Here is a 12,137-nt window from a genome sequence, read left to right on the forward strand (position 1 = left end):
GTGGGCGACGCATGAAAAAAAGGCAACTTTATAAGCGGCCGGCCCTTGGCGTATTGATACAGGTCAACGACAGGCTTGCTACCTGTGCGCCATCCATGCCGGTGAAGCGGAATACGCCTGCGAACAAAAAAACGCGCCAGCGCTCTTCAATGAGCCTGGCGCGCCTTCTCGTGCCTCTTCGCGCCTGCTTAACCGCGGCGGCGATTGTGCATCATGCGCTCGACCTCGTCGCGCAGTGCTGCCAGCTCATAGCGCAGCTGGCGGCGCTCTTGCTGGGTCACCACGCCGTCTGACCTGAATTGCGCCTCCTGGCGGTCAATGCGGCGCTCATGCTGGCGCAGCCTGGCGGCTTCGTCCCGTGTGATGCGGCCTGTGCGGATGCCTTCGTCAATGCGCTGGCTGATCTCCCGCTCACGGTGGTCGATGCCGGACGTGTAGCCGGCGTTGTAACCGGGGCGGCCCGCCACATCGCGGTTGGCCATCATGCGCTCCACTTCGGCACCGAGGCCGTCCAGGTCGGCGCGCAGTTGCTGGCGCTCCTGCGGTGTAGCGACGCCGTTGGATTTGAAGCGCGCCTCGCGCACCGCGATCTCCCGGTCACGGCGGTACAGCACCTGCGCTTCAGACGGAGTGATGTGGCCCGATGCGAGGCCCTGCTGGATGCGCGCGCTGATGGCTTGCTGCGCCTGGTCAATGCCGGGGGTGTAAGTGCTCTGCGCCATGGCGGGGGCCAGCCCCAAGCCGGCAAACAGTGCCGAGGCCAACAACGAGACAGTCAAGAATTTCGATTTCATGAGGTTCTCCTGGAGTGCTTGTGCGTTGGATTGCCAGCAACCCGGTGGGCAACTTGCGGTGGCGGAGATAAGTCTCCGGTTCGGCAAGCAACTGTTGGGGCTGCTCCTGAAGCGCTGCTTTTCAAAAGCCCTGTGCGCTTCAGTGAAACCATTGTTGGCCCGGCTGTGTGAACGCTGTGTAAGGCAAACGAAGCTTTACCCCGTCATTACCCGTTGCTTACCCAGGCATTACCCAGCATTACCTCGCGCTTGCAATGGTGTCGAGATGCGCTTTGGCTCGCAATGCGTCGTCTGGGGTTAAATCCGGCCTGCGCCACCGGGCTTTCACCTGGACTCTTCACGCGCGCTTTTTCCGGCGGGTAAAGTGTCGGGCAGTCTCTTTGCAATCTTCTTTGCAATCTCCATCCACCATCCTGCACACTCAGGCACCAACACGTGAACCCGCCCACCCAACCATTTCGCCGCCGACTGTTGCTGGGCGGTGCCGCCTCTACGCTGCTGGTGGCTGCGGGCTGCTCCCGCTCAGCCAAACCCAAAGGCAGGACACTGCCCAAGGAGGCCACGCTGTTGTGCCTGGGGGATTCGCTGACCTTTGGCTATGGTGCCGCGCCGGGCACAAGCTACCCGCAGCAGCTGGAGCTGCTGACGGGCCACGTCACGCAGAACGCAGGCATCAACGGCGACACGGCCGCCGGCGCCCTGGCGCGGCTGCCCGCACTGCTGCAGGAAAACACGCCCGGCCTGGTGCTGGCGTCCATCGGCGGCAATGACTTCCTGCGCAACATGCCGCTGGACCAGACACGCGCCGCGCTCAAAAGCATTGTGCAAACCGCCGCTGCCAGTACGCAGGTGGTGCTGATCGCGCAGCCCAAACCCGTGATGCTGTCAGCGGCCATGGGCTCCCTGAACGACCATGAGGTGTATGCCGACGTGGCCGCTGAAACCAGCACACCGCTGTTCCCAGGCGGATGGTCTTATGTACTGTCACGCAGCGAACTGCGGTCGGACCAGATCCACGCCAATGCGGAAGGCTACAAGGTGTTTGCCGAACGCTTGGCCGCCTGGCTGCGCGACATGAAGTTTGTTGGCTAAGTCTGGAGGCCTCTCATGCTGAAAACCCTCAAAGACCTGTTTGACAGTTTCACGGCGCCTGTTGGCGCGCCGTCAGCGGGCCAGCTCGAGCACACGCTGCAACTGGCCACGGCAGTGTTGCTGGTGGAAGTGATGCGCGCCGACCCGGCGATGGCCCCCGCTGAACGCAGCGCGATGCTGGCAGCCCTGCGCGAAAAGTTCAGCCTCGGTGAAGACGAGTTGCAGCAACTGGTGAGCCTGGCCGAGCAGGAAGCCCAAAATCTTTATGACTACCACCGCTTCACCTCGGACCTCAACACGCATTTTTCGCAGGCGCAGAAAATCCGCATCGTTGAATACATGTGGCAGGTGGCGTATTCGGACGCCCACCTTGATGCGCACGAGAACCACTTGATCAGCAAGGTGGCCGGCCTCCTGCACGTCACGCATGGGGAATACATCGCAGCCAAGATGCGGGCCAAAGAGGCTGCCGGGCAGGCATAGACCGCCGCGGCCCGCGCCAGGCGCTGGTGTCAGGCGTCGCCCAGCCCTATAGGCGCCGGCGCCTCCATCACGATGCGTGTGAAGAGGCGGTCATACACAGGGTCGGCCGGGTGCTTGCCCGTGAGCGGATCGCGGTTTTGCTGGAAGGCCTCGTCCAGCTCTTTCCAGTCGGCTTCGGTGAGCACTTTTTCAGCCTCCGGCAGGATGACCGTTTCTTCCAGCCGCATGTGCTCCAGGTAGAACGTGACATAACGTTTGCACTGCGCCTCAAACTCGGGCTTTCGCTGCTCGCCCAGCAGCTCCCAGGCCAACAACAGGTGCTGCAGTTCACGCACGGCCTTCTCGCCGCTCATGTGGTCACGCTCCAGCTGCTGCACCGTGGCCATCACCGACGGCACGGAGCGCACCACACGCGGAAACAGCAGGTCCGATTCCTTCGGGTGGTGCAAGCGCTCGGGAAACTCATCGATATAAAACAGCATGGCCCGAAAGACATCAAAGAAACGCTGTGCATGGTCACCCGGACCACGCGCCACCATGAGCAGCATGGACCGCAACATGGCGGAAAGGGAGGCGTGCTCATCGAGGATGATCTGCACGCTGGCATGTTTGTGAATGGCGGCCTCCGGCGGTTGTCGGTGTTTGGTTGCGCCAAGCATGCCGCAAACACCGCCGCCGGCTTTGATGAAGATCAAGCGGAGCGCATCCGCCTTGCATGTTTCGTCCTGTTTTTCTTGGTGCCCGGCTGATGGCCAGAAAAAGGCGAAAGAGCCGAAAGAGCCGAAAGAAAGTATCAGCCACCAGCCAGCGCTACGGTGACCCTGCCATCACCGCCGCAGGAAGGACAAAGGCCTGCCGCGTTGCGGCCTGTGCCGCCGCATTCACGGCAGATTGCTTCACCGGTGCCTGCCGTGCCCTCGGGTGCCTCATCCCCAGGCTCCAGCACCGTACCCTGGGTGGCGACCGGCTGTGCGCCCCGCGCCCGGATGGCCGAGGTCGTAGCCGGAGGCAAGGGCACGACGGCGCGCAGGCGGTGCACCCAGAACCAGCCGCCCGCCAGCATTGCGAGGCCCCACACAAGAAAGCCGACATCCCAGTAAATCCACTGGTCTTGCGGGACTGTCTCGTTCACATGATGGATGCCGAGCAACTGGTGATTGACCAGGCCTTCCACCACATTAAAAATCCCGAAGCCCATCAACATGCCGGCAAGCAGCAATGGGGCGGACCACAAAAAGTGTGGCCGGCGTGCCGCGCGCCACAGCCAGAACAAGCCCCACACCACGAAGATGTAGGTGCTGGCGTGAAACAGGCCATCTGCCAATGTGTTGATTTGCAGGTCGCGCACATTGTTGGCGGGGAAACCCGCGCTGGAGAGCATGTGGTGCCATTGCAGGATCTGGTGCAACACGATGCCGTCAAAAAAACCGCCCAGGCCCAGGCCCAGCAAAATGCCGGCGCCAAGCGGAAAGCGTGGCGGTATAGCGTTGGACGCGCTTTGCTGGCGATCCACGTCGGGCTGGTTGATGGCGGAAGTCATAAGAAGTTTTGGTCTTGTATTTCGTTGCGATTTTTTTAAATGTCGAACCCACGATACGGCGTGCGTTTTACACCGCATGCAAAGCAGCACCGTAGCTACGCGTCAGACAATTCGTACAGGGCCCGCAGCTTCGGCGGCGACACATCGGCCGTGGGTGCTGTGGATTATTTTGTGAATAGCCAGGCACCGCCTGCGCTTGTCATGGCCTGGTTGAGGCAGAGGCACAGGCTCCAGTGCGCAATGCGATTAGCGGTTTTTTATCGTCTGCTCCAGGCATGCCTCACGGCTGTGAACAACTTGCGCAACAAGTACGAAGACCGCCACACGATGCAACGCCAGGCTTTAACTTTTCCTACAGGCGCTTAAATTTGCAACCGACATCCGGAACAAAAGTGTTTGCGCATCATGAAGGTGTGGCGGGCAATTCTGCTCCCACTGTCCAACCGGCCCCGCATGGGGCTTTTTCAACCAAGGAGATATCAGATGGCAAACAATCAAGGCGGAAACCAGGGCGGCAATCAAAGTGGAAACCAGCGGGGCAACCAGGGTGACACCTCCAACCGCGGTTTCGCATCCATGGACAAAGACCGCCAGCGTGAAATCGCCAGCGAGGGTGGCAAGGCAGCTCATCAGAGCGGCAATGCCAATGAGTTCACCTCGGAAGAAGCGCGCGAAGCAGGCCGCAAAGGTGGCCAGGCCAGCGGTGGAAACCAGGGCGGTAACCAGGGCGGCTCCGGCGGCAATCGTTGAGATCGCCGCTTAAAAAAAAAGGGCAGTGTCATCTGCCCTTTTTTTATGGCCTTCATGGCCGCAAGAGATATGGAGAAATATGGCTGGTATTTGCAATGGTCGTACCCGCCTCATGGGGCCGTTCACCTTTCCGCGCGTAGGAAAGCACTGAGGAACTGTGCGTACGACATGCCGCGTCAGTTGAGGAAATGGTGATCCATCGCGTAGCGGGTGAGGTGCGAATTGCTGCTGAGCTTGAGTTTTTGCAGGACGCGCGCACGGTGTGAACTCACGGTGACATCGGTCAGCCGCAGGGCAGCTGCGATTTCCGTGACGGTCTGCCCACTGGCAAGCCGCAGGAATATCTGGAACTCCCGGGGGGTGAGGCCTGCAGTTCCCGATGGGGTTGCCGTGTCGAGGGCCGCCCACAGCATGGACTGCACGCGCTTTGAGAAATAGGTCGACCCATAGGCGACAGCGCGAACCGCGTCCACCAGCTCATGCAGCGGTGCGGACTTGTCAACATAAGCACGCGCGCCCAGCCGGATCAGCGGCAAGGCAAACTGCTGCTCGGGATAACCGCTGTAGATGACAGTGCCCATGTGCGGTGCCGCGGAGGCTATTTTCCCGAGCACATCGACAGCGCTTTCCTGCCGCATGACGATGTCCAGCACCATGACATCGAGCTCTTGGGAGCTGGCCAGGGCCAGCGCATCATGCGGGTTGCCGCCTGTGGCCACCACGCACAGGTCCGGGCAGCCCAGAAACAGCGCCTCCATTCCGGCCCGGACCATGCTGTGGTCGTCGACGATGGCGATCCTCTTGCGCGCGGAAGCTTCGGCGGCCAATGCGCCGTGGGTCTCCTGGTATTGTTCAGCCGATTTCTGCATACCCGTCCATGAAAACCGGGCCCAAAAATCAATGGCCCGCACCTCATGCTTCCATCTTGGGATGTTCACAGGGCATGCTCATCAGCAGCGTGCCTGCACCGGCGTAGGACGCGTCCGGAATGTGTAACGCAGGCACCGATGGGCTGATTCGCCCGGCGCGCAGCTCAGGCGGGTGGCCGCGGAATCTTCTTGAACTTGATCAAGCGGTTGGTCTCGATCTTGTCTTTCTTGACTTGCCGTTCCGCGTCCATCAGCCGGCCGGCGGATAGCCATTCGGCAAACTCTTCGGGGGTTTCCAGCGTCACGCGGCCCAGCGTGGCCGAGCGGAATTCATAGATAACGATCTCGGCGGCCTTTTGCAGGTTCACCCGGCCTTTGGCTAACACCGCACCGCGCTTGCGTCCGATTTCTTCAAGCAACTGCTCGTCGGTGATGCCGGGCGTGACATCCACCTTGTAGCGCGCTTGCAGCAGCCCGGGGTAGTGCTTGATGAGGTAGTCCAGCAGCTCGAGCGCGACTTCTTCTTCATTGAAGGCATTGCGGCCTATCGCACCGCTGGCGGCCAGGTTGTAGCCGCTCTTGGCCACGATGATGCGCGGCCACAGCATGCCCGGCGTGTCCCACAAATAAAAACCGTCGGCCAGTACCAGCCGCTGCTCGACCTTGGTGATGCCCGCTTCATCGCCGGTTTTGGTGGCGCGCTTGCCGGTAAGGGTGTTGATGAGGGTGGATTTGCCGACGTTGGGAATGCCGCAGATCAGTACGCGCATGGGCTTGACCATGGTGCCGCGTGTGGGCGCCAGCGCATGGCAGGCGTCGATGAGGCGGCGCGCGGGCGCGGTCTCGCTGGCGTCGAGCTCGATGGCGCGGGTGGCAGGCAGGCTGTTGTAGTGGTCGAGCCAGAGCGGCGTGCGCGTGGGGTCGGCCAGGTCGCGCTTGTTCAGGACCTTCAGCGCGGGCTTGCCGCTGGTGAGCTCGGCCAGCATGGGATTGGCGCTGGAGCCGGGCAGGCGCGCGTCAAGCAGCTCAATGACGACATCAATTTCCTTGATGCGCTCGCTGATGGCTTTTTTGGTCAGGTGCATGTGACCGGGAAACCACTGGATGGCCATCTGGATCTTTTCTTTCTGGGTTCGGGTACTGGGGCAAGGGCGAAAACCCCGCGATACCCCAATTGTCGCCGCTGCGGACGACCTGGCTCCAAGGGGGAATGCGGGGCAGCCTTTTGGGGTTCTGCCTGGCCGCCATGCCGCAAAATACATGGCATTGCCTCTGGTTTGTATTAATAAATGATTAATCGGCCCAGGGCACGATCAGTCTTCCCCACAGCGACCCGAAAGAGACAAATCCGTGCATCTGCTCCTGGTAGAAGACGACGCCATGCTGGCCGAAGCGGTGTGCGATGCCGCGCGCCAGATCGCCTGGACGGTGGACCATGTCGGCGATGCCGCGGCCGCCAAGCTCGCGCTGATCGACCACGTCTATGAAGCTGTGCTGCTGGATCTGGGCCTGCCCGGTGATTCGGGACTGGCTGTGCTGCGCACGCTGCGCAACCGCTATGACGTCACACCGGTGCTCATACTGACCGCGCGCGGCCAGCTGAGTGAACGCATCACGGGCCTGGACGCCGGTGCGGACGACTACCTCGTCAAGCCCTTCCAGCTGGATGAACTCTGGGCGCGTGTGCGCGCCGTCATACGCCGCAGCAAGGGCAAGGTGGTGCCGGTGCACACCTATGGCGACATCAGCCTGGACCGCAGCAAACGCGCGGTCACGCGCGGCGGTGTACGGGTGGCGCTGAGCGCGCACGAATACCGCACGCTGCTGGCCTTGCTAGAGCGCCCCGGCCATGTGGTGACGCGCGATCACCTCGAAGACGTGGTGTACGGCAACACCACGGCAATCGAAAGCAACACGATTGCCGTGTTCATCCACCAGCTGCGCCGAAAGCTCGGCGACCACCTGATCACCACCGTGCACGGCCAAGGCTACATGATCGGTGAGGCGCAGGCGTGACGTGCCTGCCCATCAGATCGCTCAAAGGGCGTGTGCTGCTGGTGCTGGGCATCGCGATCACGCTGTGCTGGGCGGGCGCGCTCGCTGTGCTGACGGTGTACACCTTGCGCGGCCAGAGCAGCCATTGGGATAGCAAGCTGCAGGCCATCGGCACCAAGATCCTGATGGCCATCCCCAGCGGCGCGACACTGAAGCCCTCCTTCGGCCACAGCCTGCAATTGCGTGACGCAAACATTCCGCGCGACGTCAACCTGACCTTCCAGGTGTGGACCGAACGCAAAAACCTGGTCGTGCGCGCACCGGATTCGCCGGCCACGCCGCTGCTGCCGGCCTTCAACGACGGTTTTACCGATTCCACCATCCACGGCGAGCGCTGGCGTGTTTTCGCGGTGTCCGACAGCACCGGCGAGGTCAGCGTGCAGGTGGCCATGCGGCACGGCGTAATTGACCAGGAAGTCCGGCAAAAAACCTTCGTCGCGCTGGGCCTGACAACGACGCTGCTGCTCGTGGCAGGGCTGCTGATGTGGTTTGCGGTGGGCAGGTCTTTGCGGCCGCTGACAACGCTGGAGGCCACCGTGCGCAGCCGCCGCAAGTTCGACCTCACACCGCTGCCGGTTGTGCAATTGCCCACGGAAATCCGGCCGCTGGTCGAGTCCTTCAACCACCTGCTGGAGCAGCTGGACCAAGCCATGCAGGGCGAGCGGCGCTTCATCGGCGACGCGGCCCACGAGCTGCGCACGCCCTTGTCGGCCTTGCAGGCCCAGGCCCAGGTAGCTTTGCGCGCTACCACGGTCGCTGACAAGGACGCCGCCCTCGTCAAGTTGCTGGCGGTTGTGGAGCGCAGCACGCGGCTGTCCGACCAGTTGCTCGACCTGGCGCGCATGGACGCGGGCGTGCATGCGCCGCAAAAAAGCCTGGCCGACCTGAGCGAGCTCATCATGCATGTGAGCCAGGAGTTCGACATGCAGGCGCAGCAGCAGCGCCGCAGCATCATCCTGGCGCTCACGCCCTGCCCCATCGAATGCGACGTTGACGAAATCGGCATCCTGCTGCGCAACCTGCTGGACAACGCGCTGCGCTATACGCCGGAGGGTGGCCGCGTCAAAATCAGTTGCGGCTACCACGAAGAAGCCAGCAAAGAAGCCGCCGAAGAAGGCAACCAGCGCCGCGTCTGCCTGGAGGTGGCCGACGACGGGCCGGGCGTGCCTGAGGCCGAGCATGAAGCCATCTTCCGGCGCTTTCACCGCATCCCGGGCAACGGCGGGCGTGGCAGCGGCATCGGGCTTTCCCTGGTGGCGGGCATTGCGCAGCTGCATGAGGCCGCCATCAAGACCGGAGGCGGGCTGGACGGCAAGGGGTTCAGCGTACGCGTCCTGTTCCCGCTGCCTGCGCCGCCTGCAGGCCCGGATTCAGGCCGCGGCTCAGGTGCGGATGGCGTTGCGGCGGCGCCAGCTTAAAAAGCGGATCCAGCTGCGCCAGGCAATTTTCTTCACCAGGTAGATCGGATCGGCCGGGTGGGCCGCGTGAGTTGGATCGCTGGCGCGATCATGGGTTCTCTGGTGCATGGTCCATGACCTCCTTCATGATGCCGGCCTGCCACTCAAAGTAGGGGTTGAAGGTCAGCCGGGCGTGGATTTTCCCGGGCTCGGTATAGCCCCAGTCCGAGTACCAGACGGGAGCACCCTCCGTGCATTTGCGCTGGTCGATGTCGCTTTGCCCGTTCCAGCAGTAACGCTGGCTGCCTTCGTTTCCGTACAGCGGGTTGCCGGGTGAAAACAGCACGCCCATGTGGGAAAACTGGCTGATGCGTGCATCAGGAATGCGGTCGGTTCGAACGAGCACGCGCGGTGGTGCGGCCTTTCCGCCGGGCAAGTCGCCATACCAGACCATGCGGCTGGCGGGGTGCGTGAAACGCTGCTTGAAGATGCGCAGCACATAGTCCACGTCCACCACCGAGTCGTGCTGCGCCACCACCAGCAGTGCGGGCCTGTCAAATGTCTTTCCGCTGATCTTGCTGCGCACCGCCGCACTGCCTCGGTAGAACTGGGCAAAGCCATTGGTGGGCACATTGAGGTAGCGCACCGGCGTCTGCTGGGACTGGCTGCTGCCGGGCTGGCGCAGCCAGGGCTTGAACTGTGCCAGCAGGGGAAGTGTCCAGTCACCGGGGACGCTGGCTTTCAAGGCCGGCGAAAACAGCATCAAGCCAGCCACCTCGGGGTGGTCAAGCGCGTACTCCAGCGCCAGGTTGGCGCCCGTTGAAAACCCGCCCAGCATCACTTGCGGCACTTCACGGCTCATCACGGCAACCTGTTCGCGCACCAGTTGCCGCCAGTCATCCACATCCACACCCAGCAGGTCCGCAGGTTGCGTGCCGTGGCCGGGCAACAGCGCGGTGCGCACCAGGTAACCCTGGGCTGCCAGCGACTTCCCGATATCGGCAAACGACCAGGGCGAGTCGCCCAGCCCGTGAAACAGCAAAATGCCTTTGACCGGCGGCTTGGCGGGACGCCATTCGGCAGGGGAATTCCACGCCAGTTCACTGTCGTGGTCGCTGGTCTGGAAGGCCCGCCTCTGCGACAGCCACTGGCGGGTTTCACGCTGGTAGTCCTCAAAACTCGTCTGCCCCATGGGGTAGCGCAGGGGTGCGGGTGCGGAGCAACCGGCCAGCAGCGCCAACATCATCATTGCGGGATAGGCACGCATCAGAAGCGGTAGAGATAACCGACGCGCACAGCGCTCTGGCTGGAACGGTCCACCAGCGGGCTGTCCTTGATGCTGCTGCCCAACCGGGTGGTACTCAGGTCAAGAAAGACACTTTGCCGCGGCGCCAGCGCATAACCCACGCGCACCCCGGCTTCCATGTTGACGGCGGAGCCACCCTGGTACGCGGCACGGCCGGCGCGCACTTCCGAAGCGTTCACGCCGTAGTAGTAAGACACGTATTTGTCGTCCAGCCGGATGGCGGCGAGGCGCGGTGTGATGTCGAAGTTGCCCGCCTGGAAGCGGCGGTCCACCGTCAGCCTGAACTTGGTACCCCCGCTGTTGCTTGATGCGTCACCCAGCAACTCGGCCGACACATTGGCAATGCTGTTGCGCCAGATGGCTGCGCCGCCCAGCCAGAAGCCGTCCTTGCGCTCTTCCATGCCGGCAAGGAAGGGTGAATCGGATGCGTCGTAGCCGTCGTCCGCATACCGGGCACGCAAACGGAAGGACACTGGTCCGGCCGACGGCAACTTCAGGTCGATGCCTGGGCCGAAAACACTCACCCATTTGTTTTCATAGGTGACGAGCGGGAGCAACCTCGTCTTGTTGTCGAAATCGCGGTAGGGCTTGCGGTCAACACCCGCAGCCAGTCCCAGTCCCCACTGCGACGTTCCCTCCACGGGCATGGGCTCCTGTGCTTGCGCACGGGCCGGTTGCTGCGAAAAAGCCGCCAGCAGGAAAAGCGAAAAGAGCGGAAGCGATGCGCGGCCGGGAGTTTTTTCAGCAGGCTTTTCCCCGGGGTTTGTCGCTGGTTGTGTGGCGCGTGTGGTGACGCGCGCATTCGGCTTGGCAGTGCGGCGCGGTTGCGGATGTGTCATCTTCAGGTTCTCCAGGTTAAAAAATGGGCAAGCGCGAAAGACGCTGGGGAATAGCCTGGCGTTTTTTCCGGTCCGGCATGAGGGCCCTTTCGCGGCTTGCATGGCGAAGACATTCGCCATGGATTGCAGCCAATGGTGCCGGCGCGAATTTAAGGAGTTTTTAGCGGTATTAAGAAATCATTAAGCCCGCGTCCGCCACCTCTGCAAGCGCCTGCAGTGCGCGCCCGGAACAGCCGTTTTCAGGCGGCAAGCGGCAGGACTGTGATGTAGGACAATCAGGGGTAATGGCCTCACCGCCCCGTCCACCTTCAGGACGAGGGCACGGCGGGGTCACAGCGGCCCCATGCCCGCCACAAACCCGCGGCGCGGCAACAGAACGGCCCCGCCGGCTGCCCGCGCCCCCAACCACCGAGACCCTCATGCCACTACCCGCCGCTCCCGACCGCAAACCCAACGTTCCCGCCAGGCGACTGGCCGCGTCACTCCTGAAGGCCAACAACGAACTGCTGATCAAAGGCATCCTGTGCGTGCTGATCGGGCTAGGCGTGCTGGTGTCGCCTTACTTCATCACCTCGCCAGGCATGCAGAACATCGTCGCCAAATCGTCACTGGTGGGCTGGTTTGCGCTGGTCCTGGGCTGTGCATTCGTCGGCCTCTATGCCCGCCGGCGCATGACGGCACCCGCCAAACCCTGACGCCGGCTTTTCCCCCAAGGCCCATGCCAGAAAGCCCAAGTGACCGAGACGCCGCGCTGGTGATGTTCAGCGGATTGCAACAACGCGCTGCCGCCACTGGCATCACCCTGCGCGCGCCGCCACCTGAGCCCGACAGCTGCTGCGGGCGCGGCTGCAACGGCTGCGTGTGGGAAGGCTGGTACGCAGCCGCAGCGTACTGGCGGGAAGACGCCGAAGAAGCGATTTTCAAGCACCAAATCGGGCTATAGCCCAATAGAACTCTGCGCCGCCAGCTACTGAATTGATAGTGCCCAAGTAGTGTCGATGGGGTGCGCCTA

General features: G+C 62.6%; 15 protein-coding genes. 7 read left to right on the forward strand and 8 right to left on the reverse strand.

The window, feature by feature from the left end; translation table 11 throughout:
- Positions 1-188: 188 nt before the first annotated feature.
- Positions 189-794: a hypothetical protein gene (locus ACQ4MS_RS01760; protein ID WP_431097333.1), complete on the reverse strand. Its 606-nt coding sequence runs from the start codon at positions 792-794 to the stop codon at positions 189-191.
- 435 nt (positions 795-1,229) lie between these two features.
- On the opposite strand from ACQ4MS_RS01760, the gene ACQ4MS_RS01765 reads away from it, so the two are divergent.
- Both ACQ4MS_RS01765 and ACQ4MS_RS01770 read left to right on the forward strand, forming a co-directional pair.
- On the forward strand, positions 1,230-1,886 hold the full coding sequence (locus ACQ4MS_RS01765; RefSeq protein ID WP_431097334.1) for a GDSL-type esterase/lipase family protein: 657 nt from the start codon (positions 1,230-1,232) through the stop codon (positions 1,884-1,886).
- Positions 1,887-1,901: 15 nt separating this feature from the next.
- Positions 1,902-2,369 (forward strand): TerB family tellurite resistance protein, encoded by a 468-nt coding sequence (locus tag ACQ4MS_RS01770; RefSeq protein WP_431097335.1) that lies wholly within the window; start codon positions 1,902-1,904, stop codon positions 2,367-2,369.
- A gap of 29 nt (positions 2,370-2,398) precedes the next feature.
- On the opposite strand, the gene ACQ4MS_RS01775 is transcribed toward ACQ4MS_RS01770, so the two are convergent.
- The gene (locus ACQ4MS_RS01775) at positions 2,399-3,028 is read right to left on the reverse strand and encodes a hemerythrin domain-containing protein (protein WP_431099514.1); all 630 of its coding nucleotides are present in this window, start codon (positions 3,026-3,028) and stop codon (positions 2,399-2,401) included.
- 134 nt (positions 3,029-3,162) lie between these two features.
- On the reverse strand, positions 3,163-3,909 hold the full coding sequence (locus ACQ4MS_RS01780) for a DUF2243 domain-containing protein (RefSeq protein WP_431097336.1): 747 nt from the start codon (positions 3,907-3,909) through the stop codon (positions 3,163-3,165).
- A gap of 483 nt (positions 3,910-4,392) precedes the next feature.
- Here ACQ4MS_RS01780 and ACQ4MS_RS01785 point away from each other — a divergent pair, with 483 nt between their 5' ends.
- Complete coding sequence (locus ACQ4MS_RS01785) at positions 4,393-4,659, forward strand: KGG domain-containing protein (RefSeq protein WP_431097337.1); 267 nt, start codon at positions 4,393-4,395, stop codon at positions 4,657-4,659.
- 176 nt (positions 4,660-4,835) lie between these two features.
- Here ACQ4MS_RS01785 and ACQ4MS_RS01790 read toward each other — a convergent pair whose 3' ends face one another.
- Both ACQ4MS_RS01790 and ylqF read right to left on the reverse strand, forming a co-directional pair.
- Entirely contained in the window at positions 4,836-5,528 is a 693-nt protein-coding gene (locus tag ACQ4MS_RS01790; protein ID WP_431097338.1) for a response regulator transcription factor, read from the reverse strand.
- Positions 5,529-5,692: 164 nt separating this feature from the next.
- Positions 5,693-6,640 (reverse strand): ribosome biogenesis GTPase YlqF, encoded by a 948-nt coding sequence (gene ylqF / locus ACQ4MS_RS01795; protein WP_431097340.1) that lies wholly within the window; start codon positions 6,638-6,640, stop codon positions 5,693-5,695.
- Positions 6,641-6,878: 238 nt separating this feature from the next.
- Here ylqF and ACQ4MS_RS01800 point away from each other — a divergent pair, with 238 nt between their 5' ends.
- Positions 6,879-7,544, forward strand: a complete 666-nt coding sequence (locus tag ACQ4MS_RS01800) for a response regulator transcription factor (protein ID WP_431097341.1) — start codon at positions 6,879-6,881, stop codon at positions 7,542-7,544.
- Entirely contained in the window at positions 7,541-9,001 is a 1,461-nt protein-coding gene (locus ACQ4MS_RS01805; RefSeq protein WP_431097342.1) for an ATP-binding protein, read from the forward strand. The genes ACQ4MS_RS01800 and ACQ4MS_RS01805 overlap by 4 nt, the downstream gene beginning before the upstream one ends.
- On the opposite strand, the gene ACQ4MS_RS01810 is transcribed toward ACQ4MS_RS01805, so the two are convergent.
- The 3 genes from ACQ4MS_RS01810 to ACQ4MS_RS01820 are packed head-to-tail and all read right to left on the reverse strand — an operon-like array spanning position 8,966 to position 11,125.
- A complete protein-coding gene (locus ACQ4MS_RS01810; protein ID WP_431097343.1) occupies positions 8,966-9,109 on the reverse strand; it encodes a hypothetical protein in 144 nt (47 codons plus the stop codon). The two genes, ACQ4MS_RS01805 and ACQ4MS_RS01810, sit on opposite strands and share 36 nt — an antisense overlap.
- Positions 9,090-10,247: an alpha/beta fold hydrolase gene (locus ACQ4MS_RS01815; protein ID WP_431097344.1), complete on the reverse strand. Its 1,158-nt coding sequence runs from the start codon at positions 10,245-10,247 to the stop codon at positions 9,090-9,092. The genes ACQ4MS_RS01810 and ACQ4MS_RS01815 overlap by 20 nt, the downstream gene beginning before the upstream one ends.
- Positions 10,247-11,125 carry a MipA/OmpV family protein gene (locus tag ACQ4MS_RS01820; RefSeq protein WP_431097345.1) on the reverse strand — a complete coding sequence of 293 codons (879 nt, stop codon included), beginning with the start codon at positions 11,123-11,125 and terminating at the stop codon, positions 10,247-10,249. The genes ACQ4MS_RS01815 and ACQ4MS_RS01820 overlap by 1 nt, the downstream gene beginning before the upstream one ends.
- A 419-nt stretch (positions 11,126-11,544) precedes the next feature.
- On the opposite strand from ACQ4MS_RS01820, the gene ACQ4MS_RS01825 reads away from it, so the two are divergent.
- Together ACQ4MS_RS01825 and ACQ4MS_RS01830 are read left to right on the forward strand one after the other, a co-directional pair.
- Complete coding sequence (locus tag ACQ4MS_RS01825; RefSeq protein ID WP_431097346.1) at positions 11,545-11,820, forward strand: hypothetical protein; 276 nt, start codon at positions 11,545-11,547, stop codon at positions 11,818-11,820.
- A gap of 23 nt (positions 11,821-11,843) precedes the next feature.
- Positions 11,844-12,068, forward strand: a complete 225-nt coding sequence (locus ACQ4MS_RS01830; protein ID WP_431097347.1) for an oxidoreductase-like domain-containing protein — start codon at positions 11,844-11,846, stop codon at positions 12,066-12,068.
- Positions 12,069-12,137 lie beyond the last annotated feature (69 nt).

Source organism: Polaromonas aquatica, assembly GCF_050626995.1.
Classification (GTDB): domain Bacteria; phylum Pseudomonadota; class Gammaproteobacteria; order Burkholderiales; family Burkholderiaceae_C; genus Polaromonas; species Polaromonas aquatica_A.

Excerpts from the sequence above, each read along its gene's own strand:
- ACQ4MS_RS01760 (WP_431097333.1), bottom strand. The coding sequence starts at position 794 with ATGAAATCGAAATTCTTGACTGTCTCGTTGTTGGCCTCGGCACTGTTT.
- ACQ4MS_RS01820 (WP_431097345.1), bottom strand. The coding sequence starts at position 11,125 with ATGACACATCCGCAACCGCGCCGCACTGCCAAGCCGAATGCGCGCGTC.
- ACQ4MS_RS01790 (WP_431097338.1), bottom strand. The coding sequence starts at position 5,528 with ATGCAGAAATCGGCTGAACAATACCAGGAGACCCACGGCGCATTGGCC.
- ACQ4MS_RS01770 (WP_431097335.1), top strand. The coding sequence starts at position 1,902 with ATGCTGAAAACCCTCAAAGACCTGTTTGACAGTTTCACGGCGCCTGTT.
- ACQ4MS_RS01815 (WP_431097344.1), bottom strand. The coding sequence starts at position 10,247 with ATGCGTGCCTATCCCGCAATGATGATGTTGGCGCTGCTGGCCGGTTGC.
- ACQ4MS_RS01785 (WP_431097337.1), top strand. The coding sequence starts at position 4,393 with ATGGCAAACAATCAAGGCGGAAACCAGGGCGGCAATCAAAGTGGAAAC.
- ACQ4MS_RS01775 (WP_431099514.1), bottom strand. The coding sequence starts at position 3,028 with ATGCTTGGCGCAACCAAACACCGACAACCGCCGGAGGCCGCCATTCAC.
- ylqF (WP_431097340.1), bottom strand. The coding sequence starts at position 6,640 with ATGGCCATCCAGTGGTTTCCCGGTCACATGCACCTGACCAAAAAAGCC.
- ACQ4MS_RS01780 (WP_431097336.1), bottom strand. The coding sequence starts at position 3,909 with ATGACTTCCGCCATCAACCAGCCCGACGTGGATCGCCAGCAAAGCGCG.
- ACQ4MS_RS01825 (WP_431097346.1), top strand. The coding sequence starts at position 11,545 with ATGCCACTACCCGCCGCTCCCGACCGCAAACCCAACGTTCCCGCCAGG.
- ACQ4MS_RS01810 (WP_431097343.1), bottom strand. The coding sequence starts at position 9,109 with ATGCACCAGAGAACCCATGATCGCGCCAGCGATCCAACTCACGCGGCC.
- ACQ4MS_RS01830 (WP_431097347.1), top strand. The coding sequence starts at position 11,844 with ATGCCAGAAAGCCCAAGTGACCGAGACGCCGCGCTGGTGATGTTCAGC.